The sequence below is a fragment of the Comamonas halotolerans genome (assembly GCF_030162935.1).
Classification (GTDB): Bacteria; Pseudomonadota; Gammaproteobacteria; order Burkholderiales; family Burkholderiaceae_C; genus Comamonas; species Comamonas halotolerans.
In genome coordinates this window covers 127,895-154,160 of the sequence record NZ_JASAUZ010000073.1, presented here as the reverse complement: position 1 = coordinate 154,160, position 26,266 = coordinate 127,895, and the positions used below count along the sequence as shown (strand labels likewise).

Here is a 26,266-nt window from a genome sequence, read left to right as displayed (position 1 = left end):
AGCCCCACCGTTTTTCATGAAACTGCTGATCGATTTCTTCCCCATCATTTTATTTTTTGCAGCCTTCAAGGTCTGGGGTATCTACGCCGCAACAGCGGTGGCCATTGTGGCCACCATTGTGCAAATTGCCTACCTGCGCTTCAAGCACGGCAAAGTGGAAACCATGCAGTGGGTCAGCCTGGGCGTGATTGTGCTGTTCGGTGGCGCCACCTTGCTGGCCCATGATGAAAACTTCATCAAATGGAAACCCACTGTGCTGTACTGGTTGATGGGCGGTGTCTTGCTTATCGGTCTGGTGTTGTTCAGAAAGAATTTCATCAAGAGCTTGATGGGCGCTCAGATGCAGCTTCCCGAGCCCGTGTGGAACACCCTTAACTGGGCATGGACAGGCTTTTTTGCTGTCATGGGCGTGCTCAATCTGTGGGTGGCCTTCAACTTTGACACCGACACCTGGGTAAACTTCAAGATGTTTGGTGGCATCGGACTGATGCTGGTGTTTGTGGTGGGCCAAGCCCTATACCTGGGGCGTTACCTGAAAGAGCCAGAGCACACCAGCAGCAAGGAGCCCAGCAATGACTGAAACCATCACTGCTGCTGCCATCGAGCAGGCTCTACGTGACAAGCTCGCGCCCAGCCAGCTGGAAGTCATTGACGAAAGTGCGGCCCACGCCGGCCACGCTGGCGCAAACGGAACAGGATTCGGTACGCACTTTCGCGTGCGCATAGCCGCTCCGGTTTTTGAAGGCAAGCGCCGCGTTGCACAGCATCGGCTTGTGTATGATGCATTGCAACACTTTATCGACCAGGGCCTGCATGCCCTGGCAATTGAAGTGCTCTGAGCATACGATTGAAAGTCTTCAAGACTTGCCAACGGTCGTTGGTAAGCACCAACCTCTAATCTTTTTCTTGGATTTCCGCATGAAAAAACAGCTTTTGCCCAGCCTCGTGGCTGTCGCTGTGTTGGGCACAGCCGCCCTTTCGGCTTCTGCGCAAAACTTGGCCATTGTTAATGGCAAGGCCGTTCCCATGGAGCGTGTCACAGCTCTGAAGCAGCAAATCGAGCGCTCGGGCCGCCAGGTTCCTGCTGAGATGGATGAGCAGATCAAGGAAGAAATCATTGCGCGTGAAGTCTTCATGCAAGAAGCTGCCAAGCGCGGCTTGGATGCAACCCCAGACTTCAAACAGCAAATGCAACTGGCGCGCGAGACCATCCTGATCCGCGAACTGTTCACGGACTACCAGAAGAAGAACCCTGTCTCTGACGCCGAAATCAAGGCTGAATACGACAAGTTCATCACAGCCAACGCTGGCAAGGAATACCGTGCTCGCCACATTCTGGTCGAATCGGAAGATCGCGCCAAGGCCATCATTGCAGAACTCAAGGCTGGCAAAAAGTTTGAAGACATCGCCAAGAAAGAGTCCAAGGATCCTGGATCGGGCGCCCAAGGTGGTGATCTGGGCTGGGCCAGCCCTGCCAACTATGTGCCTGAATTCACGGAAGCCATGCTCAAGCTGAAAAAAGGCGGCCTCAGCGATGCGCCTGTGAAGAGCCAGTTCGGCTGGCACATCATCCGCGTGGATGATATGCGCGATGCGCAAATGCCAGCTCTGGACGATGTCAAGCCTCAGATTGCAGAACAGCTGCAACAGCAGAAGATGATGCAGTTCCAGGAAGAGCTGCGGGCCAAGGCCAAGGTTGAATAAGCCGCACCCGGCTTCAGCTAAAAAAAGCGACCCGCTGGGTCGCTTTTTTTGTGGCCTGAACTGCTATTTCAGTCAAAGCAGATCAGGCATCACTCAGGCACCGCGCGTGATTGGAACTTGGGCATCACGACCGTAATTGCCGTACTTGCCCAGCTCCCATTTAGCAATCGCATTGCGGTGCACCTCGTCCGGGCCATCAGCAAAACGCAGTGTGCGCGAATTGGCATACGCGTGCGCCAGCGGAAAATCCTGGCTCATGCCACCGCCACCGTGCACTTGCATGGCCCAGTCAATCACATCGCAGGCGAGCTTGGGCGCCACCACCTTGATCATGGCAATTTCAGTGCGAGCAACCTTGTTGCCAACGGTATCCATCATCCAGGCGGCCTTGAGTGTCAGCAGACGCGCCATGTCGATGCGGCAGCGAGCTTCGGCAATGCGCTCCTGGGTTACGGTTTGCTGCGCAATCGTCTTGCCAAATGCCACACGGCTGGATGCGCGCTTGCACATCAACTCCAGCGCACGTTCTGCCTGCCCGATCAGGCGCATGCAGTGGTGGATGCGACCAGGGCCCAAACGGCCCTGAGCAATCTCAAAGCCTCGGCCCTCACCCAGCAGCACATTACTGGCTGGCACCCGTACATTGTCGAAATACATTTCCATATGACCATGGGGTGCATCGTCATAGCCCAGCACACTCAAGGGGCGCACCACACGCACACCGGGCGTGTTTGCGGGCACCAGCACCATGCTTTGCTGCGAGTGCCTGGCTGCCTCGGGATCGGTCTTGCCCATGGTGATGTAGATGGCGCAGCGTGGGTCACCCGCACCAGAAATCCACCACTTGTGACCATTGATCACATATTCATCTCCCTGGCGCTCAATGCGCGTGCAGATATTTGTGGCATCGCTGGAGGCCACCTCGGGCTCCGTCATGGCAAATGCAGACCGGATCTCGCCATTGAGCAGAGGTTTGAGCCATTGCTCACGATGTTCTGCAGTGCCATATCGCGCGATGGTCTCCATATTGCCGGTATCTGGTGCTGAACAGTTGAACACCTCCGATGCCCAGCCCACACGCCCCATGATTTCGGCCAACGGCGCGTACTCCTGATTTGTCAGACCTGCACCCTGCACCCCTGCGATCTCGGCAGAATCTTTTGGCAAAAACAGGTTCCACAAGCCCTGCTCTTTGGCCTTGTCTTTCAACCCCTCGATCAGCTGCAGTGGTGTCCAGCGCTTGCCTGCCTGGGTGTTGGCTTCCAGTTCTTGATGAAATGCCTCCTCGTTGGGATAGATGTGCTCATCCATGAATCGCAGCAAACGTGCCTGCAATTCCTTGGTTTTTGGGGAGTAATCAAAGTCCATGGAGCGCTCCTTTTGGTTTAACTAGCCAACATGGGCGTGCACTGCCCCCGGCAGTTGCAGCCGACTTACACATAAGGGAAAGACTTGCAATTCAGCGCTGGCTGGCGCTGTGTTTTTGCGCATAGGACCAAGCCAGCTGGGCCATCGGACGTGCCGTGTCACCTGATGCTTTGGCCTGCGCGCTGGAGGCCGTACCTGCCTCCACACGTTTGGCAATGCCCTGCAAAATGGCCGCGATGCGGAACATGTTGTAGGCCAGATAAAAATTCCAGTCCGCCTGGAGCTGCTCCGGCGTCGCCAGACCCGTGCGCTCGCAATATAGGCGCATGTACTGTGCCTCTGAGGGAATACCCAGGGCTTCAATATCCACGCCACCAATGCCACGCCCCAGACTGGCAGGGATATGCCAGGCCATGCAGTGGTAGCTGAAGTCCGCCAGCGGGTGCCCCAGCGTGGACAGCTCCCAGTCCAGAACCGCAATCACCTTTGCTGCATCTGGCGCGAACATGACGTTGTCGAGGCGGTAGTCCCCATGCACGATGGAGACCTTGCGTTCATCTTTGGCGCTCTCGGGCAAATTGGCTGGCAGCCAGGCCATCAGCTTGTCCATTTCCTCAATGGGCTGCGTGATGGAGGCCACGTACTGCTTGCTCCAGCGGCTGATCTGGCGCTCAAAGTAATTGCCGGGCTTGCCATAGTCCGCCAGACCTTGCTGGTGCACATCCACAGTGTGCAAAGCAGCAATTACACGGTTCATCTCGTTGTAGATGGCTGCACGCTCCGTGTTGCTCATGTCTGGCAGGGATTGGTCCCACAACACGCGGCCATCCTTGAACTCCATGATGTAGAAGGCGCGGCCAATGATGGCCTCATCTTCACACAGCGCGTACATGTGCGGCACCGGCACATCGGTGCCCGCCAGACCACGCATGACCTTGAACTCGCGCTCAATCGCATGCGCAGAAGGCAGCAATCTGGCCACTGGCCCTGGTTTGGAGCGCATGACATAACTGCGCCCCGGCGTGACCAGTTTGTAGGTCGGGTTGGATTGCCCACCCTTGAACATCTCCACCGTCACCGGCCCTTCAAAGCCAGCCACGTGCTGCGCCATCCATTGGCTCAGTGCTGTCACATCAAAAGCATGTGTTTCAGAGACGGGTTTGGTACCTACAAAATGATCAAAGTTGCTCATATGTCTTTAAAGGTCAGTTTCCACGATGCGCAGCAGCCCATCGCGGTCGCGCACCACCAATCCGCCCGGTTCGATGCGGATGATGTTTTCGCGCTCCATTCCCTTGAGCTCCTGGTTCACGCGCTGGCGTGATGCCCCGAGCAGCTGGGCCAACTCTTCCTGCGCAAGCTGCAGGCCGATTCGAATTTCCTCGCCATTGGCAAGACTGGGAATACCGTAGCTGCGCGCCAGGTGCAGCAACTGCTTGGCCAGCCGTGCACGCAACGGCAAAGTATTGAGGTCTTCCACCAAACCGTACAGCTGGCGAATGCGACGTGCTGCCAGCCACAACATGGCTTCGTAAAACTCGGTATGCGTCGCCAGGATGCGTTTGAAGTCGGCCTTGGCCACGCACAGCAACGTGGTCGGCCCGTGTGCATACGCATCGTGTGTCCGTCTGTCTCCGTCGAAAATCGAGGTATCGCCAAACCACAGCCCCGGCTCTACGTAGGTCAGCGTGATTTGCTTGCCCGTGATCGATGTGGAACTCACCCGCACCGCGCCCTTGGCGCACGCAAACCATTCCTCCGGCACTTCGCCGCGGGCACACAAGAGTGCACCATCTTTGAATCGTTTGACGTAAGCGCATCGCAGGATGTCGTGCCTTAGTGAAGGGGAGAGTGAAGAAAACCAGCGACCTGAGTTGATCGCTTCACGTTCTTCGATAGTAAGAATCGGGTCGTCCATGGTCTGTCGTTTCTGTGACTGAATACCGAACCATTGTCGCGTCAGAGACCGGCGCATTTCACACTCCGACGACTTCACATCCCCCAAGTTGTCCAAAAAGTGACAGCCTTTGCTTTACCGATGGAAAATCCCTAGGGTTAACCCTTTGGCGTTTGCAAACAAATGCTCGTCAGGTCCTCTCCAGCGAATTACTGTCTCCACGTCTTCTGCTTTTTCTCAACGAGTTTTCTGCCCTGCGGAATATGAAAGGCAGCAGCCTGCAATTGCTTGATTGACCAAGCACGCATCACACCTTCGGAGCTTCACCGCCAATCCGGCAATGCAGCCCATGTGGAAATAAAAAAGCGGCAGCGCCTGAACCATCTCTGGCCCGGCGATACCGCTTTGCTGCATCACACGCCAACACCTGTAAGTCGGTGCTGGATAGCAACTTACTCCGGCTTGTTCTCTGACACCTCGGGGCTGCCCAATGTCACCGGAATACGCTGACCGTTCACATCCACCATGCAACTCACATCCGCTTGCTGCACCACAGCGCCATGAAAGCTTTGCTCCCAGCCTGGCGTTAACTTGAAATTCATGGTGTCGTTGACCAGCTTGCGCTCGGCCATCAACGCTTGGAAATCATTGGCACTCAACTCAATGCGTTGAGGGTAGGCATTGTTGTGACTCTTCCAATGCTCACGCAAAAGACCGATCAGAGCTTCATAAAGATTTGGCATGACCTGAAGTTTAGAGTCTTTGAACCAGCGTCTTGCCGCAACAGCGTCAAGGCAACATTTCTGACCTGCTAATCCCTATCGCACAAGCAACCTCCAAGAGGCATCAACCAAGGACTTGATTGCGAAAATGTACAGATCGGTGACCTTAACCGTTACACGGCACGCACCTGTGCACTCCGCAAATGCTCAATCAGTTCGTCAAGCCTGCATGTTCAACCTGCTGCAAACGAATCACTGGAATTGTTCAAACGGGCAACTTCCCTACAAGCGGTCAGACACCTCAGCCATAGCACCTTGTCGGTTACTGCTCAGACCAGCACAAAGTGAGCTTTGCGCACACGCAGGCTGCAGTTACCTGGCCCAGGCTGCTCATTTTTTAGCCTCGATGTTCCCCTCGCAAATGTCCTCCATAGATGACAAGGATCAGACTGTAAAAAACGCAAACTCTCCTTCAACGCCGGGTCGATTCATGCATCACACACTGAAGTCATAGAGCGCTACAGCCTTCCCTGACCCTCGTACGGCAGGTGTTTTGACAACAAACCCAGTCCGTAATTCAGGCTATTTGTTCATCACGGTCAAACTTCACGATTCCCTCAAGCAACTACTTGACGAGCAATCACAAAGCCTCGAACAACAAGCTGTGTCTGCTAGGCTTGCAAGATGCCCTGGACCTTTGCCCACCCCGCTGCCATCCTGCCTCTTCGTTGTCTGGGATGGGGCCGTATACCGCTTTGTGCCTTGGTGATCGGCAGCCTGTCTCCAGACTTTGCGTACTACTTGAATCAGTTGCCATGGGCTAGGCTTTCACATTCCTGGCTCGGTCTTTTCGTCTTCTGTTTGCCACTGGGCGGATTGGTGCTGCTACTGTTGAACCTGTCACGCGACGCATTGATTAACCTGCTACCCGAGCCACATCGCAGCGCAATTGCATACGCTTCCCCACCAGCTGCACATGGGAAGAATGCAGCCACAACCGTGGCGGCTTGGCCATGGATCGCGCTAGGATTAATGCTGGGCGCGGCAAGCCATATTGCATGGGATTCGCTCACCCACGCGTCAAGTGCTGTCGTCAAAGCACTTCCCATCCTGCAAGCCCCAGTATTCCAAATAGGTGCGCGACAATGGCATGTCTATCATCTGCTCCAGCATGCCAGCTCCCTGCTCGGCGTAACAGCTCTATTGCTGGTGTATCGGCGCTGGCTGGCAAAGAGCTTGCCTCTTCTGGATACCAGCCCTGGCAAACAGGCCACTGCAATGCGGCGAGCATCCACCGCATCCCAACCCAATCCGATTCGCTATGTGCTCCTCGCAGCAAGCATTTTTGCTGCCTGCACCATCGGATACTTGTTTGAGCGACATGGCAAACCCTGGGTTCTGCAGCCTCAGGATTTGAATCTCTTTCGCATCGCCGTAATCTCAACCAATGCCTTTGCGCTATTCATACTCGCCAGCGCCTATGGTCTGCGCATGTGGGAGCAGCGCAATACAACGGGCAAATCGTGAGAATTGGGCACTGCGGCGTACTTGTTTTGTTACATGCGCAAAACACTGCTGGTGATGGGAATTTGAAGGCAAAGCTGTACGACCTAACAACCATTTCCGGGTGAGATAGCCGAGAGCCCCTCGAAGCTCACGTCTAAGCTTCGGTGCCATCTGCAAGAAAACCAACAACATCAGGAAAACAGGTCAACCCAGCCAAAGCGCTGGCCTTTTTTCTTGGCCCCAGGCAAAATCCGCCCGCCACTTTGGTGGCAATTCGCTAGGGGTGCCCTTGCTGTCACAGCAGCGGGCTGAGAGAGTCCCTTTGAACCTGATTGAGATCATCCTCGCGCAGGGAAGCTGTAGTTGGTTACCGGTAGCTGCATGCACGTATGCTGCGTGTGGTTGCACGTCAGTCACGGCCCCTGCTTCGTAGGCTTACGGAGCACACATGCATTCCTCTTCTTCAGCGTCTGCCAACCAGGCGCTTTCACCCACCTCCCCATCAGAGCGCGTTTTTTCCACCCGTGACCATGCAGCGTTGTGGTTCAGCTTGGGCGTTGGCCTGCTGGTCATGCAGGTGGGGGCATATCTTCTACCTGCACTATCCACCCAGCAAGCAGTTCTGGCGATCTGCCTGGGATCATTGTTGGGTGCCGGCCTGCTTGGCTGGATGGCCAAAATCGCATGTGATACCGGTCTGTCCAGCGCTGCGCTAATGACCCACGTCTATGGCCGTCAGTTTGCCAAATTACCGATTCTGCTGAACCTGGTGCAGCTCATTGGATGGGGCACGTTCGAGTTGGTGGTGATGCGCGACGCCAGCGTGGCCATTGCCCGTCAGGCAGGCACCATGACCGCTGATTTCTGGCCCATCGCCATGACGTTGCTGTGGGGCGGAGTCATTGCCTTGCTGATCAGTGGTTCCATGCTCAAGCTTGTGCGCCAGTTGATTGCACGCATTGCACTGCCGCTGGTGGTGCTGTCCTTGCTGTGGTTAAGCTGGCACTTTGTGAGCCTGTCCATTACACAAGGCTGGCAAAGTCTGTGGCAGCGCGAAGGCACGGGCGGCATGGGCTGGCTGCCCGCCATGGACTTGGTGATTGCCATGCCCATTTCCTGGCTCCCGCTGGTTGCAGACTACGCACGTCATGGGCGAGATGGCCACAGTGCCATGCGCGGCACATGGCTGGGTTTTGCGGTTGCGAACATATGGTGCTACGGGTTGGGTGTGCTGGTCACCCTCACACTGCCCAGCCAGGATCTGGTGACTGCTTTGCTGCTGGCGCAGGGTGGCTTGATTGCTCTGACTCTGATTCTGATTGATGAGGTGGACAATGCTTATGGTGACACCTATTCCGGCGCTATGGCTGCCCACAGCATTGCACCGCGCTGGAGCCTGCGCCGCTGGGGCTTGTTGCTGACCGTGGTCTGCGTTTTGCTGGCCCTGGTGCTGCCCATGCACAGTATCGAGCCTTTCCTGCTGATGCTGAGCTCCGTGTTTGTACCACTGTTTGGCGTGATTCTTGGTCGCTTGGCGTGGCAGCCCGCTGCACAGCGTCTGGTTCAGGCTCCAAACTGGATGGCACATGCACAACCTGTGCAATGGCCTTACGTCGCCTTGTGGCTTGCCGGTATTGCGCTTTATCACTGCATGCCTTTGGTTTTTGCCAATGCAGGCAGCGCACTTCCTACCTTGCTGATGTGTTTCGTATTGGCACGCAGCTTTCCAAGCAAGCACACTTCTTAGGACAGATCAATACTCTGAGGGGTGTAAGTTGTGCCAACTCGTATCGGTGACTAATATCGCTCACAACGCAAAAATGTCGGGGTTTGATTCATTGTTTTGCGGGCTTAGACCGTAGCCCACGGTTTAACCCAGGCATGATGCAGCCCTTTGTTGGCACTGCGTTTTTCATGTGAGTGCCCTCACATTCATTCACAGGAGTTATCGCCGCGTGTTGTCCGCTTATGCCCATCACTTCTCTCGCCACCTACGTCGTGGCGGCTTTGCTGCCCTTTTGTTCACAGGTGCATTTGTCTGCACAGCTACATTGGCTCATGCACAAGAGTTTCTGAGCATCAAGGGCAATACAGTCAACGTCCGAGCAAAGCCATCCACCCAGGCTGTCATTGCCTGGGAGCTGATCAACGGCTACCCCGTGCAGGTGGTATCTCGACAAGATGACTGGGTACAGGTCAAGGATTTTGAAGGTCCTCTGGGCTGGGTGCATAAACCACTTACATCGACACAGCCACATTTTCTGGTGAAGAGCAACAACGTCAATCTGCGCTCTGGCCCAGGAACGAACCACAGTGTGGTGACCAAACTGAGCAAGTACGACATCCTCCAGACGCTGGAAAAGAAGAACGGCTGGGCCAAGGTCAAGACCCCTGATGGCATGGAGGGCTGGCTGCTGGAACAACTGGCCTGGGGTTGGTAAATAGCCCTTATTCATCAACAAAAAAGCGCCTGAAGGCGCTTTTTTGCTTTCTGACAGTAGCCCAATTACTGCATGACTTCGTTGGTGAGAATGACCTGTGCCAGTGGTGCAAAACCATGATTCAAAGGCCCGTGCCCATGCCCTGTGTGCACTTGTGCACCGGAAGCAATGGCTCCCAAGATATAGGTTCGCGCGCTCTCCACGGCTGCCTCCAGATCGAAGCCCAGGGCCAGATGCGCAGCAATCGCAGACGACAGCGTACACCCTGTGCCATGGCCGTTGTGCGTTTGAATCCGTTGGGAACCCAGCTCCTTGCGCAAACCATCTTTCCCCGCAAGCAAGTCCACCACCCAGTCACCAGGCAAATGTCCACCTTTGAGCAACACGCGCTGCGCCCCCATCTTGAGCAACGCTTGCACAGCAGGCTCCATCTCTGAGACATTGACAATTTTGCGCCCAATCAACCAACCGGCCTCATCTAGGTTCGGCGTGATGACCGAAGCCAGCGGAAATAGCTCGCGCACCAGCACATCGACTGTTTCGTCGTGAATGAGCTTGTCACCACTGGTAGCCACCATCACCGGGTCCAGCACCACGTGTCCAATCCCGTATTCACGAATCGCCTGTGCCACCACCTGCACTACGTCTGGTGCATGCAGCATGCCGATCTTGACGGCATCCACACCGATGTCCTGAACAACGGCATCAATCTGCGCTTTGAGCATATCGGCTGGTATGCCGTGAATACCTCTAACACCCAAAGTGTTCTGGGCCGTAATCGCCGTAATGGCGGTCATGCCATAACAGCCAAGTGCACTGAACGTTTTCAGGTCTGCCTGAATACCTGCACCACCGCCGCTGTCAGAGCCGGCAATGGAAAGCACGCGCGCATAGCGCGGCAAGGAAGATGTGGCACTGCATCGGGGCAGTTGTTGCATAGTCATGGCAAAAATTATGACCCAAGCCAAGGCTTGTTCACATGTTGGCACCACTGTTGTCCCCGCTATGCTGTAATTGTGGCTTGCGGACGAAACAGGGGTGTCCCGCTGGCAGTGCCTTCACTGCGCAGCGTGCGGCTGAGAAAAACCCTGGGGCAACCACCACAGTCATGTGTGCCCCGCTACCCGATCCAGATCATGCTGGCGTGGGGAGTTTCACCAGAGCGGCAGCTTGTCACAGGCTGTGATGCCCGTTTTGTCCATCGGCGACACTTACAAACGGACGAAATACTGACCATGATCGCTCTCACCGCACCTTCACACATTGCCATTCTGGGCGCTGGCTTGATGGGCCGTTTACTGGCTTTGGAGCTTGCGCGTGAAGGACATCGCGTGGAAGTTTTCGAAGCCAAAGGACCACAGGCAGATGGTGCTGCAGCCCGTGTGGCAGCTGCCATGCTGGCACCGCTGGCCGAGTCTGCCATCACCGAGCCTGGCGTGGTGCGTATGGGCCAATACGGTCTGACGCGCTGGCCAGAGCTGATTGCCCATCTGGATGAGCATGTGTTCTTTCAGCAAAACGGCACGCTGGTGGTATGGCACCGTCAAGACACCGCTGATGCCAACCGCCTGTGCGGACTGTTTGAAAAAAATCGACGCATCAACCCCAGCCTGCCCGCCTTGGAAGCACTGGGCGCCGATCGCCTCCGTCAGGTAGAGCCAGCATTGCAAGGACGCTTCAACCAGGGTGTCTACCTGCCCCGCGAAGGCCAACTGGACAATCGCCAATTGCTGGCAGCGCTGGAGACCACGCTCACACGTCTGGGCGTTGGCTTGCACTGGCACAGTCCCCGCGAAACCACCGATTTCACACCCGGCGCCAGCGGCCAGCCAGATTTGGTCGTGGATTGCCGTGGCCTGGGTGCCCGCACCCAATGGAAAGACCTGCGCGGCATTCGCGGCGAAGTGGTGCGCGTGCACGCGCCAGAAGTCACATTGCAGCGCCCTACGCGCTTGGTGCATCCACGGTATCCGCTGTATATCGCTCCCAAAGAAAATCACATCTTTGTGATTGGCGCTACTGAAATCGAGTCCGACGACATGGGGCCCGCCAGCTTGCGCTCTGTCATGGAGTTACTCAGTGCGCTATATACCGTGCACTCGGGTTTTGCAGAGGCCCGCATTCTGGAAATTGCCACCCAATGCCGCCCTACATTGCCCGACAATCTGCCTGCCTTGCGCTGGCTTGACGAGCGCGTCTTGCAAGTCAATGGTCTGTACCGACATGGTTACATGATCTCGCCAGCCATGCTGGACGTGACATTGCAAATCCTGCGCACCGGAAGCTCGGAACTGGCTACCTCATTTGATGTGGCCGTGCACAGCAACGCCAACGCCTAACTGTTAACTGATTGACACAGGGTTTGGGTCTTGTCCCCCGTTTCCCTGTCCTCGCACCATGAACATCACCATCAACCAACAACCTGTGGAACTTGCTGCCAATGCCACTGTGGCTGACGCCGTGACGCAATGGCAGGCCAAGCCTCCATTTGCGGTCGCAGTGAACACTGAATTTGTGCCCAAATCACGCCACGCCACGCATGTGCTTGCTGAAGGTGACCGCCTCGAAATCATCTCCCCGGTCACTGGTGGCTGAGTACCACTGCACACACTATCTGCTTCAGGCCCTGGCACTGCCAGCCACAGCAGCCCACCCGAGTAAGAGTTATGAGCGAAAACACATCTGCCAATGACAGCCTCGTGCTGTACGGCCAAACCTTCCAAAGCCGCCTGTTGCTGGGAACCTCACGTTATCCATCACCAGCTGTGTTGGAGTCTGCAGTCTCCCGGGCCAGGCCCGCCATGGTGACTGCGTCGCTGCGCCGCCAGGGAAGCAACGCCGCGGAAACCGGTGCCAGCTTCTGGGAGCTGCTGCGCAAGCTGAATGTGCCAGTACTACCCAACACAGCCGGCTGCATGACCATTCAGGAAGCTGTGACCACCGCACAGATGGCCCGTGAAGTGTTTGAAACACCCTGGATCAAGCTGGAGTTGATTGGCGACGACTACACGCTGCAGCCCGACACGCTGAACCTGGTGGAGGCTGCATCCATCCTGATCAAGGACGGCTTTCAGGTTCTGCCCTACTGCACCGAAGACCTGGTTCTGTGCCAGCGTCTGGTGGATGTGGGCTGCCAGGCTGTCATGCCCTGGGCCGCGCCCATCGGCACCGGCCGTGGCCCTGCCAACCCCTATGCCATGCAGACCCTGCGCGAACGTCTGGACGTGCCGCTGATCGTGGATGCTGGCCTGGGCCGACCATCGCATGCCTGCACGGTCATGGAATGGGGTTTTGACGCCGTGTTGCTCAATACCGCTGTTGCGCTGTCTGAGGACCCAGTGCGCATGGCGGGCGCTTTTGCCGATGCAGTACAGGCTGGCCGTGATGGCTATCTGGCTGGAGCCATGGCCGAGCAAACTGCCGCCCAACCCAGCACCCCCGTGCTGGGCACGCCATTCTGGCACCATGAATAAGCAAAACCATGCTCGCTAGCGAAATCCAATCCTTGGCAGATGCAATCTGCCACCATCACAGTGCCACATTTGCCAGTGCTGGCCTGCCTGCACAACCAACACCGCCCGCACTGCGCAACGAACCAGCCTATCTTGCGGCACTGCAAGCTTGCAGCCGCCTAGGCTTTATTGCCGTGGATGCTGAATGTCTTGCCCAAGCATGGCAGAGCCAGACCGAACGCTGCAACCACTTTGACGCAACGCACTGGCCCGACGATCCGCAAGATTTCGGCCTGGCTGGAGCCAGCCCTGAGCAGGCATTCCCCGGTTGTCCACGCCATCTCGGCCTGTATGGCGTGCTTCCCACTGCCGAATGGGTGGGCCGCATGGCTCATGCTGGCGTACCCACAGTGCAACTGCGCTTCAAAAGCGAAGACCAAGCGGCTATTCGCCAGGAAATTGCTGCTGCAGTCGAGGCTGTGAAGGGAACACCAGCGCGGCTGTTCATCAACGACCATTGGCAACAAGCGATTGAAGCTGGTGCCTACGGCATTCATGTGGGACAGGAAGACCTTGACGCGCTCGAAGGCCCGCAGCTGGATGCAATCCGCGCCAGCGGTCTGCGCCTGGGCATCAGCACGCACGGATATGCAGAAATGGTGCGAGCCCATGCTGTACAACCAAGCTATATTGCCTTGGGAGCCGTCTTTCCAACCACTCTCAAGAAAATGGCTACGGCGCCGCAAGGTCTGGCACGTCTGCAGGCCTATGTACGCCTAATGCAGCAGTACCCACTGGTCGCCATTGGCGGCATCTCCGCCACACAGTTTCCTGAAATTCTGGCTACGGGTGTGGGCTCCATTGCCGTGGTACGTGCCTTGGTCAATGCAGAAGATCCTGAAGCAGCCGCTGCACATCTGCTTGCCTGCATGCAGACCTAAGAATCTGTTTACGATCTCTACGCTGTCACGTTGGAGCGCAGCCGGGATGAGTTAAAGCGATGGCTCTCAGCTTGCAAGGCATGCGCCTTGCTACGCACCTGCGGCGAACATCTCATCCAGCATTAGCCACAGTCATGGCGCGAGGAATCGCAAACATGTTCTAAGCCAACTCTTCCCCTCGAAGCCCAAGTAGTTACCACAGCGCTGAAACAACTTGGCACAACTTATGCTTTGTATACAAAAGCAGGCCCAGCATTGCTGCAATGCACTGAAAGTGGGCATGCGATTTGGCACAAGTTTTAATTGACCTTTTGAGGGGATCCCCCGTGAAAAAAACTCTGATCGCTTTTGGCGCCGCCTTGGCGTGCCTGGGTGCAGCACAGGCGCAAAGCAATGTGCAGTTGTCCGGCCTGGTTGACATGTATGCAGGCTCAATGAAGCTGGCGGGCAATGAGCGCACCAGCCAAGTCGGCTCCGGCGGTATGACCACGTCCTGGTGGGGCATCAACGGCACTGAAGACCTGGGCAATGGCATGAAGGCCGGTTTCACACTGGGTGCCTTTTTCCGCGCCGACACCGGCACGCCTGGCCGTTTCGACCAGGCATTTGGCGAAACATTCTTTGCCCGTGATGCGAATGTATCGCTGTCCGGTGGCTTCGGTACGTTGAAGCTGGGGCGTTCCATGGCTCCCAACTTCCTGCCCACCATTTTGTTCAACCCCTTTGGTGATTCCTTCACTATTTCACCTTTGGTGCTGCATGCGAATATGAGCAGTTCGTCGGCTTACAAGACCACTGTGTCTGATACCGGCTGGAGCAATCAGATCACCTACTCCACGCCTTCTTTCGGAGGTGTCTCGGCCAATTTGCACTACCAATTTGGTGAGCAAGCGGACAAAAGCAGCGCCAACAATGTCGGCTTGAACGTGCTGTACTTCAATGGACCTCTGTCGCTGACAGCGTTCTACGAAGCCGCTGATCTGCTGAACAATCCCAGCCCCAGTTACGCCGATGGCACCAAAAACAGCAACTGGATGCTAGGCGGCAGCTATAGCTTCAGTGCTGCCAAACTGTACGCCACCTACGGTGAGTCCGAAAAAGATACGGCCAGCGTTAAGACGTTGGAGCAAAAGACCTACTCGTTGGGCCTTGATGTTCCAGTGAGCAAGGCCGGCACCATCAAGGTGGCCTATGCACAGACCAAAACCGACTGGGCTGCTGGCAGCGAATCCAAGCGCAAGACAGGCACTATTGGCTATGACCATTTCCTGACCAAGCGTACCGATGTCTACGCTGCGGCCATGTATGACAAGGACAGTCGCTTCACCGAGAACAAGTCAGGCACCAGCGTTGCTGTAGGTATGCGCCACCGCTTCTGATCCCTGCACATGCTGCACCAGCAAAGGCTCCGAATTCGGGGCCTTTGTTTTTGTATGCGCGGCTGAGCAAAGACTGGTGGCAGCATATGGCCACTATTTTTTCGACGCTTTAGACGTTTCCTGTTCTTGCAGCACCTGCAAGCGCAGCTCCAAGGCCTCTGCGGCTTGCACATCCCCTGCTTCTTGTGCCCAGCGCTTTTCCACCAGAAGCCAGGCTGTCACGGCTCTGCGCCATCCCTGCTCCGATGCAATTCGTACAGCCTCACGCACCCCTTGCAAATCGATCGCCCCTGCACGCAAAGCAACACCCGCAGCAGTAAGCTGCGACAAAGGCTCCGCACTTGCCGGCAAGGTGATAGCCAGGGATTGCGATAGCAATTGCACAGCCACTTGCTGCTGAGCCGCCGGCAATAAGGGCACGTCCTCTGCGGTGTGCCGGTGGTTCAAATACCGGGCATAGGCTTGCTCAGCTTCATCGGCTCCTGCGGCATAGCGCTGATAACGGGGGCAATCACTTACCTCCAAAGCCGACACCTGTGCAGCACACTGCAGCAATGCCATGCGCGCCATGGCGCTGGGCTGGCCTGTTGCGGCGACTTCATTGAATGCTTTTTGCCACTCCACCTCGGCTACACGTGTCTGTCCTTTGAAATAGGCCTTGACCGCACGCTCTGACGCTGAATGCGCCTCAAGCTCCCAGCTGGGTGTCGGAGGCTTGCTGACACAAGCGCTGAGCAACCCTGCAAGCGCCGCGCCTGCAAGTGCATATGCACGCAATGTCTTCATGGCAACTTCACCTCTGCTTCTTTGGCAAATGGCCATTTGCGCTGTAGCTCGGCAAGCAGATCTTCGATTTTTCGCAAATTGCTCTCCACCTCATTGCGCAGCTGACCGACATCTGCACTGGCATCATTCACATTGGCACTGATGGATTCCGCATTCACCAATACCGCATCCAACTTTTTCAAGCTGCCGCGCGTGTCCTGGAGCAGTTGATTGAGGGTGTCCACCGTCGCTTTCACCTGCGGCATCACTCCATTGGCATCAAAAACCTGCTGATCTGCACGTTGCACCACTTTGTCCATGCGCGCCAGCAACTGATTGGCGCGATCAAGCATTTCAACGGTTTTGCGCGCATTCTCGGGACTACCCAAAAGTACCTCCATGGCACCGCTTTCACCATTGAGCTTTTCTCCGAGCTGGCGAATTTGATCCATAGATTTGCCCAGTGCCGAATCCTGTGCCGTCATCAGGCTCAGGTTGTTGAGCAAGTCTTTGGCCATGGCAACGATTTGCGGGATCTCAGCTGTGGCATCACCACGCAGCACCGGCCGCTCAGCTCCATCGGGTAACGGTGGATCATCCAGCATTCCGCTGTAAGCCTTGATGGTGGTGCCTCCGACAATCCCTTTGACCAAGGTAAAAACGCTCGATACCCGCAGCCAGTGGGCATCCTTGCTAGACACCGCCACCAAGATGCGCACATTGCCATCAGGAGCCAATTCCAATTTGCTAACGCGACCAATCGGAAATCCGGAAAACGTCATATCCATGCCCACACTCACTCCTTCCGAGTCATCGGATGTCAGCACCAGTGTCTGCGTGGATTCGAAAGCACCGCGTGCATAGAGCAAGTACACCGCCGCTCCTACGATCAAAGCAATCGTCAGCAACAGCAAGGCCGCAGCCTTGCGCTCCAAATGCGCAACAGGACGCAACTCCGGCATCGCTTGAGGAACTGGATTTTCCGTAGATGGCTTGTTTGGATCAGACAAAATTAATACGCCTTTCCGCTCGATCAAACCTAGTAGTAATTGCCCATCAGAGAAGCGAGCTCAATCAGCAGCAGCACCGCGAACATTCGCACCAGGCCATCCAGCTCATCGCCAGGACGCATCGCATAACGTCTGCGCTTGGCATACAGGCCTGTGGAGACGGGGATGATGGCCACCGCCAAGCTGGACAGCCAAGTCTTCAAAACAAACACCAGAGTGACGGATGGGTTGAACACGTGACCAAACATGCGTGTATAGCCCTCCACCCCAGCCAAGGTAAAGCCGTACACACCGATGTAAGCCATCACCAACGCCACCACGCACGACAGAGCTGCCAGCGTCACGCTGGCATACAAGCCTGACACTACACGCGGCAGCACTTCGAGTCGCATCAAGGCTTCGCCCCGTTGTTCGCGAGCCGCCCACTCACCAGAATGTCGCATGACTTGCAACTCTGTGGCATTGGGAATAGTGCAACGCATGGCAACAAACAAGCTCGCAGTCAGTGGGATCAGTTCCAGCACCAACACACGAATCACCATTTCCAGGGCATACCGTGAAAGGCCATAACTGATGGCCGTCACCACCACGATGCGGGTGATGACCAGGCAAATCAAGGCTGCCAGGATGGTAAAACCAAGCAAGATAGGCGCCGTATCGCGGTACATGCGCTGCAATATCGGCCGTAGCGAATGCCATCGGTAGGTAGATGGAGACAGCAGCAGCACCCACACCATGGCACCCAGATAAAAAATACGCGCCCATGCCACTGTAGTATCACGGGCTGCTTGCCAGATACGTAAAGACAGAGGAGGATCAACCGGACGCATGGTTGGCATCATAGGCAAAGCCATGCTTTTTACCAACGGTCTACAAAGACCCGCCAGCCCAGAATTCGTCTTGTGCAATACTGCGTTTAGTCTGTCACTGCCTCAACCGACATGCATGCCTAGCCCCTGTTCAGCATCAGCGCTTACTGGCTAGCAGCCACAGCAAGGGCAAAGAAAAAGCCCATCTTGCAAGCAAGATGGGCTTTACCTGGGGCGATCAATGGGGCTCGAACCCACGACAACCGGAATCACAATCCGGGGCTCTACCAACTGAGCTATGACCGCCATAACTGGCGCTTTAAATTCTGCGAATTTAAAGCAAATTTGGGGTGGCTGATGGGGCTCGAACCCACGACAACCGGAATCACAATCCGGGACTCTACCAACTGAGCTACAGCCACCAGCAGAGATTTGAATTATAGCTGAATTATCTGTCCAGAAAGGAAATCAGCTATGAATTCTTCACTCAGGGACGTGCCACCTTGAATTGAACATCGAACTTCTTCTTCAGCAACTCGTAGTATGCAGCGCCTTCCGCAGTGCTCATCAATTGTACATACTGCAGCGAGGCTTGGCGGGCAAAATCCTCAGTTCTTTCAGTTTGAGGAACAATTTTATTGACCTTGACGATGGCATAGCCTGCTTCGCCCAAATCTACACCAGCCCATGCAGGCAGCGTATCGGTCTTGGCCTGCAAGGCGGCATCCAGCACTTGGCGCGGCATACCCACAGGGTTATCGCGCGCTATCACCACGGCAGGCAGCAAGCCTTGCGCCTTGGTTGCATCGGCCTTCCAGGCTTGCAGCTTGGCCTCACCTTCCTGGCGAGCCAGTACCGCAGATTGCTGTTCCACATACAGGGTCTTGACTCGGTCAGCAACCTCATCAAACGCCAGCTGCTTGGCAGGCTGATAGCTCACCACACGGCCCGATACCATCTGGTTGGACCCCAGTTCAATCGCATCGGTGTTGCGCTTGTTGTCAATGCTGTCCGCTGCAAACAATGCTTCCAGGAACGAGGCATTGGCCAATGCACCCTCTGTCCCAGGCTTGGGCTCACGCGTCACGCCGTCCGCGGTATGCAGCTTCAAGCCGAGCTTCTCAACGGCAGGCTGCAAGCTATCGGCCTGCTCGTACACCGTATTGGCGAACACCTCAGCCACTTCCGCAAACTTGCGTTGTGCTTGCTGGTCCTTGAGGTCGTTCACAATCTTTTCACGTACAGACTCAAAGCTGGGGACTTCTGGTTGCTTCACATCAGTAAGCGCAATGATGTGAAAACCGAACTCAGATTCCACCACGGCACTGATTTCGCCCTTTTTCAAAGCAAACGCAGCCTGCTCAAACTCAGGCACCATGGCACCACGGGCAAAGAAACCCAGGTCTCCACCCGAAGCTGCGGAGCCCGAATCTTGCGATTCGGTTTTTGCCACTTCAGCAAAGCTTTCAGGTGCTGCCTTGACCTTGTCAGCAATCGCTTGCGCCTTCGCCTTGGCAGCTTCACGTTCGGCAGCAGGCATGCTCTTGGGCGCGTTGATCAGAATATGACTGGCGCGACGCTCTTCCTGACCACCAGACAAACGCGCTGCGTTTTCTTTGTAGTACGTCTGCAAATCCGACTCGTTGAGTTCAATGCTGTTACGCACGGTTTTCAGATCCAGCACCACATATTCAACCTTGGCTTGTTCTGACTGCTGAAACTTGTCGGTGTTGGCCTGGTAGAAGGCCTTCAGATCCTCATCCTTGACTTGCACCCGATCCGCAAAATCCTTGGCCATGAACTGGGCCACCTGAATCTCACGACGCTGCAAGAAAGCATCCATCGCAGCATTGGCAACAGCCGACGTAGCCAGCGATGTGTTCATCACATTGCCAACCACCTGACTCAAGGACATTTCACGGCGCAATGAAGCCTCGTAGCCTTCGGGGGTCATACCTTGTGCAGCCAGCAAGGCGCGATAGCCATCTGCATCCAGACTACCGTCTGGCTTGCGCAAACTCGCAATTGCAGGAATGCTTTGCAGCGTACGAGCCAGGGCTGCATCACTGGTCACCAGGTGCATTTTCTGAGCTGCAACCTGGAATACGCGATCACGCACCATACGCTCCAGACTGGCATAACGAGCCTCAGGTGAGTCCAATAGTTTGGAGTCAATGTTCGGATTCTCAGCGCGCAGTCGATCACTTTCGTAGCGGTGAGCGTTGTCCCAATCGTTTTGGGTGATCTCTTGCCCATCCACCCGTGCGACCGTCGGACTAGAGCCCGAAAAATAGCTCTGGTCGATACCGACAAAAATGAACGAGGGAATGATCAGCAAGAACAACAAGATCATGACGAACTTGGAATGCTTGCGGATTGATTCGAGCATAGTCAATCTTTCTGAGGATGCATAAAAAAAGGCGAACCCTCGCTCGCCTTTTCAATGGAATGGCGCTGCCGCAGTTACGGCGCGCAAGAACCGGATAGGGAAACCTGAAGATTCTACCTGCACAGCCAACGAACACAGTTGCTGATATTTGTTTGTCAACAAAGCGGATCACAAGCTGTATGGACATATGCAGCAAAAAAGCACCTTGGCTGTTGCGCAAGGTGCCTTGTGTGATTGAAGTGGTGGGTGCTAACGGGGTCGAACCGCTGACCTACGCCTTGTAAGGGCGCCGCTCTACCAACTGAGCTAAGCACCCACTGCAATCTCGAAAATTTGACATCCATTGGACAGATGCCTCACAGCGAATGGTGGGTGCTAACGGGGTCGAACCGCTGACCTACGCCTTGTAAGGGCGCCGCTCTACCAACTGAGCTAAGCACCCGCTGTGAAATGAAAAAAGCATCTAGATCACTCTATATGCTTTTTACAGTGGGAAGTGGTGGGTGCTAACGGGGTCGAACCGCTGACCTACGCCTTGTAAGGGCGCCGCTCTACCAACTGAGCTAAGCACCCCACTGTTAAAACTTTGATTAGTTCAAAGCATCCTTCAGTGCCTTACCTGGACGGAATTTTGGCACCTTGGCAGCCTTGATCTTGATGGTGTCGCCAGTACGGGGATTGCGACCAGTACGCGCTGCGCGCTTGCCAACGGCAAAAGTGCCAAAACCTACCAAAGAAACTGTACCGCCCTTCTTCAGGGTTTTCTTCACTGCGTCGATTGTCGATTCCAGTGCACGAGCTGCTGCGGCCTTGGAAATATCGGCGTTGTTAGCAATGTGCTCAATCAGTTCAGTCTTATTCACAAGATGCCTCTCGAGAAATGGTTGTTGGAGCGCTTTTGTGACCGATTCTTCCAAAGAAGTCTCAACACCGGTTGGTGCTTGTCAGCGTTAGGCGCAATTCTAGACAGGTTTCCCAGGCGTTTTGGCGAAAGACGAGATTTTTTTCAAGCTTTTGCATGTCGTGACTCAATGCATTGACAAATACCTGCGCCAGCCCTCCTGAGCAACATCCACTTTTTTACACTGCCGAGTGCATTCGGGCAACAAAAAAGCGCTGAGGGTGTTCCCTCAGCGCTTTTTTGTTGCAATGTGCATGCTCAAGCTAGCGTTTCACACGACTCTTGATTTCAGGGATAGCTTTTTGCAAGTAATACACCATGGACCAGACGGTCAGCACAGCAGCGATCCAGATCAAGATTTGCCCCCACAGGCGAGTTTCCACTACACCAAAGAGCACCCCATCAAACAGCAAGAAGGGGATAGCCACCATTTGCACTGTCGTCTTGACCTTGCCAATCATGTGCACTGCCACGCTTTTGCTGGCTCCGATTTGCGCCATCCATTCACGCAAGGCAGAAATCGCAATCTCACGGCCAATGATGATCAAGGCTACAAATACATCAGCACGCTGCAAATGCACCAGTACCAACAAAGATGCACAGACCAGGAATTTGTCTGCTACCGGGTCCAGGAAAGCACCGAACGAAGAGGTTTGGTTCAATCGCCTAGCCAAAAAACCATCAAGCCAATCGGTCGCGGCAAACACGATGAACATCAACGCCGCAAGGAGGTTGCGGGTTTCTGGCGCAAATGGCGCATAGAACACGCCAACAATCAAGGGGATCGCGACAATGCGCGTCCAGGTCATCAGCGTGGGAATGGTGAAGAACATGGCCGCGATTGTGTCACGGCTGAAGCACTTTGGAAGCAACCTAGCACATGGTGAAAGTGCTTAGAACGCTCGACGTCAATGCAGGGCCCGGTAAATATCCTCTGCCAGACTGGCAGAAATACCGTCCACTGTCATCAAATCTTCGACGCTGGCATTGGCAACACCACGCACTCCACCAAAGCGCTGCAACAGTCTTGCTCGTCGTTTTGGTCCCACACCGGGAATTTCTTCCAGACTGCTTTGCCCGGTTCTGACCTTGGCGCGCTGGGCACGCATGCCCGTGATGGCAAAACGGTGCGCTTCGTCACGAATTTGGGCTATCAGCATCAGTGCCGCTGAGTCATGTCCCAGGTACACCTTGGCCCGACCATCTGCAAACACCAACTCTTCCAGCCCCACTTTGCGACCTTCACCTTTTTCCACACCTACGATGCGGGACAGATCCAGGCCCAAATCAGTGAAGACTTCGCGCGCCATGCTGACCTGCCCTTTGCCACCATCCACCAAAACCAGATCCGGCAGTCGAGGGGCTGCAGCATCTAGCTCTGCGCCACCAGCGGCCTGAATGGCATCTGCCACCGGCTTGTAGCGCCGGGTCAGCACCTGCCGCATGGCGGCATAGTCATCTCCCAGCGTAATGCCAGCAATATTGAAGCGGCGGTATTCGCTGTTTTGCATTTTGTGGTGGTGGAAAACCACACACGAGGCTTGCGTACTCTCCCCCGCAGTGTGCGAGATATCAAAACACTCGATCGTCAATTCATCCAGCCGATCCTGCGGCAGATCCAGCGCTTCTGCCATGGCGCGTGTTCTCGCCTGTTGGGAGCCCTCTTCCGCCAGCAAGCGGGCAAGCTGGATGGCGGCGTTCTGCTGCGCCATCTCCAGCCAGATGCGTCGTTGCTCACGGGGCTGCTGCACGGCAGTCACCTTGTAGCCCGCTTGCGTTGACAGCGCCTGCATGAGCTGCACATCAACAGCCTCACTGACCACCAACACCGGCGGAATGGGCACATCGATATAGTGCTGTGCCAAAAACGCCTCCAGCACCCGCACCTCAACAGTTTGCTGCGCCACTTCATCGTCAGACTGATAAACGCCCATGGCATCATCGAGCTGTGATGGGAAATAAGCGCGATCTCCCAAGTGTCGTCCACCGCGCACCATAGCCAGATTCACACAAGCTCGACCGCCCTGCACTTTAACGGCCAGAATATCGACATCCTTGTCGTCGGTGGTTTCAATGGCTTGTTGATGCAGAACGGTGGACAGCGCCGACATCTGATTGCGTATCTCGGCTGCCTTCTCATACTCCAGCTTTTGCGCATGTTCCATCATGCGCGTCTCCATGGTCTGCAACAGCTCTTGCGTTTCGCCACGCAGCATGGCCTCGGCATTGCGCACATCCGCGGCATAGTCTAGTGGAGTGATGTGACCCACGCATGGGCCCGAGCAGCGCTTGATTTGGAATAGCAAACAAGGTCGTGAACGATTGGCGAACACGGTGTCTTCACAGGTACGCAGCCTGAACACTTTTTGCAGCAGCTGAATGCTTTCCTTGACGGCCCACGCGCTGGGGTAAGGACCGAAGTAGCGATGCTTCTTGTCAGTGCTACCGCGGTAGTAGGCAATGCGAGGAAAACATTGACCCGCAGCGCTGCGCACATCGCCATCGTGTGCCGCCGTTCCCGTGAGTTTGAGGTAGGGATAGCTTTTGTCGTCCCTGAACAGAATGTTGTACTTGGGGTGCTGTGTTTTGATGAGGTTGTTCTCCAGCAGCAATGCCTCGGCCTCGGATCGCACCACCGTCGTCTCGAGCTTGGCGATCTTGCTGACCATGTGGCCAATGCGCGAGCCGCCATGATCTTTTTGAAAATAGCTGCTCACACGACGCTTGAGGTTGCGTGCCTTGCCTACGTACAACAACTGTTCTGTGGCATCGAAATAGCGATAGACGCCCGGCAACGAAGGCAGGGCAGCCACCTGGGCCAAAATTTCTGGAGAGTGCTCAACAATCGACATGGCTGCATTGTGGCGTTTTGCATATAACCCGCCTAGCAAACGGCTGTGCCAATGCCCACAAAAAAGTCTGCACTACACACCCACTTGCGCCTCAATTCCCAATATTCCGCAATCACAGCCCCTCTTATGGTTACCGGGGTGCGCTACCATCGCCCGCCTTGTGCTTGTTTGTATGCTGTTTGCCGCGCCATGACTGAATGCCCCATCACCAACGCCCCTCGCTGGGAGATTTTTTGCCAAGTGATCGACAACTTTGGGGATATTGGTGTGTGCTGGCGCCTGGCTGCCGAACTTGCTGCACGTGGCATCCATGTCACATTGCGCATTGACGATGCTTCAGCTCTGGTCTGGATGGCGCCACAAGGCGCACACAACGTACGCGTGATCCCCTATGACGCGGCTTATGAACCCCACCCGGATGTGGTGATTGAAGCATTTGGCTGCGAAGCGGGCAGTGCATACCTTGCGGCTCTGGCACAGCGCCACGCACACCAGCAAAGCCGGGAGCAACCTCTACCAGTTCTGGTGAATCTGGAATATCTTTCCGCTGAAGATTATGTGCAGCGCTGCCACCGCCTGCCTTCGCGCATCATGTCAGGGCCAGCCTCCGGCATGACACGCTGGTTTTTCTATCCTGGATTCACCCGACAAACAGGCGGACTGATCAGAGAAAGGAATCTGGCCGAACGCAAATCCGCCTTCAACCGCCCTGCCTGGCGTGCTTTGCACGGCATACAACCTGGCGCTTGCGCTATCTCGCTGTTTTGCTATGAACCCCCTGCCTTGCCTCAACTGCTTGGGCAATTGGCGAAACCTGCAACAGGGTTCTCGCCACAGCTACTGGTAACTCCGGGGCGCGCGACCGCCGCAGTGCAAACGGCCAAAGGCGCTGGACGGATTGACCCCATTTATTTACCCACTTGCACACAGCACGAGTTTGACGAAATGCTCTGGGCCTGTGACCTGAATCTGGTGCGCGGAGAAGACTCTCTGGTACGCGCTCTTTGGGCTGGTCAACCCTTTGTCTGGCATATCTACCCGCAACACGACAACGCCCACCACGCCAAGCTGGATGCCTTTCTTGACTGGCTGGATGCACCAGCCAGCTTGCGGGCTTTTCACCATGCCTGGAATGGCATGACAGGCAGCGATACTTTGCCAGCAATCACCCCTGCACTGCTGCAGGAATGGCAGGCTTGCACCCTGCGTGCGCGCAGCAATTTGTACGCGCAAAGCGATCTGATCGCACAGCTGCAACCGTTTACCGCTGAAAAAAGCTAAAATCTCCTATTTACCGCTTTGAAGGCTCTGCGCGCAGCGCGCAAGTGTGACCTCTTTGCGGTTCCCGCCGCGGAACATGCGGCAGGCCCACCGCTACATCAGCGACATGCTTGCCTGCCGTGTTGAGCGGCTTCACCCAACCAGCTAAGCAAGCTATGAAAATCGCTCAAGAAATCCGCGCCGGCAACGTGATCATGTTCGGCAAGGACCCCATGATCGTCCTGAAGACCGAATACGCTCGTGGCGGCCGTGGCGCTGCCACCGTGCGCATGAAGCTCAAGAGCCTGATTGGCAACTTCGGCACAGAGAACGTATTCAAGGCCGACGACAAGATCGACAACGTCATCTTGGACAAGAAGGAATGCACATACTCCTACTTCGCTGATCCCATGTATGTGTGGATGGACGAAGAGTACAACCAGTACGAAGTGGAAGCAGCCAACATGGGCGATGCCATCAACTATCTGGAAGACGGAATGGTTGCCGAAGTGGTGTTCTATGACGGCAAGGCCATCTCCTGCGAACTGCCCACCACCATCGTGCGCGAAATCACCTGGACTGAGCCTGCTGTGAAGGGCGACACTTCCGGCAAGGTGCTCAAGCCTGCCAAGATTGCTACCGGTTTCGAAGTGGCAGTGCCATTGTTCGTGGACCAAAATGACAAGATCGAAATCGACACACGCACCGGCGAATACCGCAAACGCGTGTAATGACGGTGTAGCCCAGGCGGCTGCCCCTTCATTATCGAAATCAAAAGGCTTCCTTCGGGAAGCCTTTTTTTATTACTACTTTGCCTTCCCTCCTGGAATGCACAAACGTAAGCGCCTGCGCGCTACTTGCCACCACCAC

General features: G+C 55.6%; 25 protein-coding genes, 5 tRNA genes and 1 riboswitch. Of the genes, 13 read left to right on the top strand and 17 right to left on the bottom strand.

The features are described from left to right. The first annotated feature begins 16 nt into the window (after window positions 1-16). The 3 genes from QEP11_RS18320 (at window position 17) to QEP11_RS18310 (ending at window position 1,704) form a co-directional block, all read left to right on the top strand. Window positions 17-580, top strand: a complete 564-nt coding sequence (locus QEP11_RS18320) for a septation protein A (RefSeq protein WP_284338073.1) — start codon at window positions 17-19, stop codon at window positions 578-580. Continuing rightward, complete coding sequence (locus QEP11_RS18315; protein WP_284338072.1) at window positions 573-839, top strand: BolA family protein; 267 nt, start codon at window positions 573-575, stop codon at window positions 837-839. Before QEP11_RS18320 ends, QEP11_RS18315 begins: the two co-directional genes overlap by 8 nt. A gap of 79 nt (window positions 840-918) precedes the next feature. Continuing rightward, the gene (locus QEP11_RS18310) at window positions 919-1,704 is read left to right on the top strand and encodes a peptidylprolyl isomerase (protein ID WP_284338071.1); all 786 of its coding nucleotides are present in this window, start codon (window positions 919-921) and stop codon (window positions 1,702-1,704) included. Window positions 1,705-1,797: 93 nt separating this feature from the next. Here QEP11_RS18310 and QEP11_RS18305 read toward each other — a convergent pair whose 3' ends face one another. The 4 genes from QEP11_RS18305 to QEP11_RS18290 all read right to left on the bottom strand — a co-directional run bounded on the left by QEP11_RS18305 (window position 1,798) and on the right by QEP11_RS18290 (window position 5,712). After that, window positions 1,798-3,072: an acyl-CoA dehydrogenase family protein gene (locus tag QEP11_RS18305; protein WP_284338070.1), complete on the bottom strand. Its 1,275-nt coding sequence runs from the start codon at window positions 3,070-3,072 to the stop codon at window positions 1,798-1,800. Between the two features lie 91 nt (window positions 3,073-3,163). Next, complete coding sequence (locus QEP11_RS18300) at window positions 3,164-4,264, bottom strand: phosphotransferase (RefSeq protein ID WP_284338069.1); 1,101 nt, start codon at window positions 4,262-4,264, stop codon at window positions 3,164-3,166. 6 nt (window positions 4,265-4,270) lie between these two features. Next, complete coding sequence (locus QEP11_RS18295; RefSeq protein ID WP_284338068.1) at window positions 4,271-4,990, bottom strand: Crp/Fnr family transcriptional regulator; 720 nt, start codon at window positions 4,988-4,990, stop codon at window positions 4,271-4,273. Window positions 4,991-5,421: 431 nt separating this feature from the next. Next, complete coding sequence (locus QEP11_RS18290; RefSeq protein ID WP_284338067.1) at window positions 5,422-5,712, bottom strand: hypothetical protein; 291 nt, start codon at window positions 5,710-5,712, stop codon at window positions 5,422-5,424. A 663-nt stretch (window positions 5,713-6,375) separates the two neighbouring features. On the opposite strand from QEP11_RS18290, the gene QEP11_RS18285 reads away from it, so the two are divergent. From QEP11_RS18285 to QEP11_RS18275, 3 genes are all read left to right on the top strand, one after another. Beyond that, entirely contained in the window at window positions 6,376-7,218 is an 843-nt protein-coding gene (locus QEP11_RS18285; protein ID WP_284338066.1) for a DUF4184 family protein, read from the top strand. A 248-nt stretch (window positions 7,219-7,466) separates the two neighbouring features. Then, a riboswitch (TPP riboswitch) is annotated at window positions 7,467-7,569 on the top strand. A 76-nt stretch (window positions 7,570-7,645) separates the two neighbouring features. Beyond that, window positions 7,646-8,944, top strand: coding sequence for a purine-cytosine permease family protein (locus QEP11_RS18280; protein WP_284338065.1), 1,299 nt, complete (start codon window positions 7,646-7,648; stop codon window positions 8,942-8,944). A 208-nt stretch (window positions 8,945-9,152) separates the two neighbouring features. Beyond that, a complete protein-coding gene (locus QEP11_RS18275) occupies window positions 9,153-9,638 on the top strand; it encodes an SH3 domain-containing protein (RefSeq protein ID WP_284338064.1) in 486 nt (161 codons plus the stop codon). Between the two features lie 65 nt (window positions 9,639-9,703). On the opposite strand, the gene thiD is transcribed toward QEP11_RS18275, so the two are convergent. Further along, complete coding sequence (gene thiD / locus QEP11_RS18270) at window positions 9,704-10,582, bottom strand: bifunctional hydroxymethylpyrimidine kinase/phosphomethylpyrimidine kinase (protein ID WP_284338063.1); 879 nt, start codon at window positions 10,580-10,582, stop codon at window positions 9,704-9,706. 291 nt (window positions 10,583-10,873) lie between these two features. Here thiD and QEP11_RS18265 point away from each other — a divergent pair, with 291 nt between their 5' ends. The 5 genes from QEP11_RS18265 (at window position 10,874) to QEP11_RS18245 (ending at window position 15,410) form a co-directional block, all read left to right on the top strand. Continuing rightward, window positions 10,874-11,977, top strand: a complete 1,104-nt coding sequence (locus tag QEP11_RS18265) for an FAD-dependent oxidoreductase (RefSeq protein ID WP_284338062.1) — start codon at window positions 10,874-10,876, stop codon at window positions 11,975-11,977. A 58-nt stretch (window positions 11,978-12,035) separates the two neighbouring features. Then, window positions 12,036-12,233: a sulfur carrier protein ThiS gene (thiS, locus tag QEP11_RS18260; protein WP_284338061.1), complete on the top strand. Its 198-nt coding sequence runs from the start codon at window positions 12,036-12,038 to the stop codon at window positions 12,231-12,233. 71 nt (window positions 12,234-12,304) lie between these two features. Beyond that, window positions 12,305-13,111: a thiazole synthase gene (locus QEP11_RS18255; protein ID WP_284338060.1), complete on the top strand. Its 807-nt coding sequence runs from the start codon at window positions 12,305-12,307 to the stop codon at window positions 13,109-13,111. Window positions 13,112-13,119: 8 nt separating this feature from the next. Then, on the top strand, window positions 13,120-14,031 hold the full coding sequence (thiE, locus tag QEP11_RS18250) for a thiamine phosphate synthase (RefSeq protein ID WP_284338059.1): 912 nt from the start codon (window positions 13,120-13,122) through the stop codon (window positions 14,029-14,031). Between the two features lie 326 nt (window positions 14,032-14,357). Continuing rightward, window positions 14,358-15,410: a porin gene (locus QEP11_RS18245; RefSeq protein WP_284338058.1), complete on the top strand. Its 1,053-nt coding sequence runs from the start codon at window positions 14,358-14,360 to the stop codon at window positions 15,408-15,410. Window positions 15,411-15,503: 93 nt separating this feature from the next. Here QEP11_RS18245 and QEP11_RS18240 read toward each other — a convergent pair whose 3' ends face one another. The 12 genes from QEP11_RS18240 to uvrC form a co-directional block, all read right to left on the bottom strand. Next, entirely contained in the window at window positions 15,504-16,196 is a 693-nt protein-coding gene (locus QEP11_RS18240) for a hypothetical protein (protein WP_284338057.1), read from the bottom strand. Then, window positions 16,193-17,185 (bottom strand): MlaD family protein, encoded by a 993-nt coding sequence (locus QEP11_RS18235; protein ID WP_413788753.1) that lies wholly within the window; start codon window positions 17,183-17,185, stop codon window positions 16,193-16,195. The genes QEP11_RS18240 and QEP11_RS18235 overlap by 4 nt, the downstream gene beginning before the upstream one ends. Window positions 17,186-17,214: 29 nt before the next feature. After that, a complete protein-coding gene (locus QEP11_RS18230; RefSeq protein WP_413788752.1) occupies window positions 17,215-18,039 on the bottom strand; it encodes an MlaE family ABC transporter permease in 825 nt (274 codons plus the stop codon). A 185-nt stretch (window positions 18,040-18,224) separates the two neighbouring features. Next, window positions 18,225-18,300: transfer RNA gene (locus tag QEP11_RS18225), tRNA-His, on the bottom strand. Between the two features lie 40 nt (window positions 18,301-18,340). Then, a tRNA-His gene (locus QEP11_RS18220) sits at window positions 18,341-18,416 on the bottom strand. Window positions 18,417-18,481: 65 nt separating this feature from the next. Next, on the bottom strand, window positions 18,482-20,383 hold the full coding sequence (locus tag QEP11_RS18215; RefSeq protein ID WP_284338056.1) for a SurA N-terminal domain-containing protein: 1,902 nt from the start codon (window positions 20,381-20,383) through the stop codon (window positions 18,482-18,484). Window positions 20,384-20,623: 240 nt separating this feature from the next. Further along, window positions 20,624-20,699 (bottom strand) — tRNA-Val (locus QEP11_RS18210). A 50-nt stretch (window positions 20,700-20,749) separates the two neighbouring features. Next, window positions 20,750-20,825, bottom strand: a tRNA-Val gene (locus QEP11_RS18205). Between the two features lie 55 nt (window positions 20,826-20,880). Next, a tRNA-Val gene (locus tag QEP11_RS18200) sits at window positions 20,881-20,956 on the bottom strand. 17 nt (window positions 20,957-20,973) lie between these two features. After that, window positions 20,974-21,246: an HU family DNA-binding protein gene (locus tag QEP11_RS18195; RefSeq protein ID WP_043387285.1), complete on the bottom strand. Its 273-nt coding sequence runs from the start codon at window positions 21,244-21,246 to the stop codon at window positions 20,974-20,976. Window positions 21,247-21,547: 301 nt separating this feature from the next. Further along, window positions 21,548-22,117 carry a CDP-diacylglycerol--glycerol-3-phosphate 3-phosphatidyltransferase gene (pgsA, locus tag QEP11_RS18190; protein WP_284338055.1) on the bottom strand — a complete coding sequence of 190 codons (570 nt, stop codon included), beginning with the start codon at window positions 22,115-22,117 and terminating at the stop codon, window positions 21,548-21,550. Window positions 22,118-22,192: 75 nt separating this feature from the next. Then, on the bottom strand, window positions 22,193-24,136 hold the full coding sequence (gene uvrC, locus QEP11_RS18185; protein WP_284338054.1) for an excinuclease ABC subunit UvrC: 1,944 nt from the start codon (window positions 24,134-24,136) through the stop codon (window positions 22,193-22,195). A 189-nt stretch (window positions 24,137-24,325) separates the two neighbouring features. On the opposite strand from uvrC, the gene earP reads away from it, so the two are divergent. Together earP and efp are read left to right on the top strand one after the other, a co-directional pair. Next, a complete protein-coding gene (gene earP, locus QEP11_RS18180; protein WP_284338053.1) occupies window positions 24,326-25,417 on the top strand; it encodes an elongation factor P maturation arginine rhamnosyltransferase EarP in 1,092 nt (363 codons plus the stop codon). 155 nt (window positions 25,418-25,572) lie between these two features. After that, the gene (gene efp, locus QEP11_RS18175; protein WP_284338052.1) at window positions 25,573-26,127 is read left to right on the top strand and encodes an elongation factor P; all 555 of its coding nucleotides are present in this window, start codon (window positions 25,573-25,575) and stop codon (window positions 26,125-26,127) included. The last annotated feature ends 139 nt before the right edge of the window (window positions 26,128-26,266 follow it).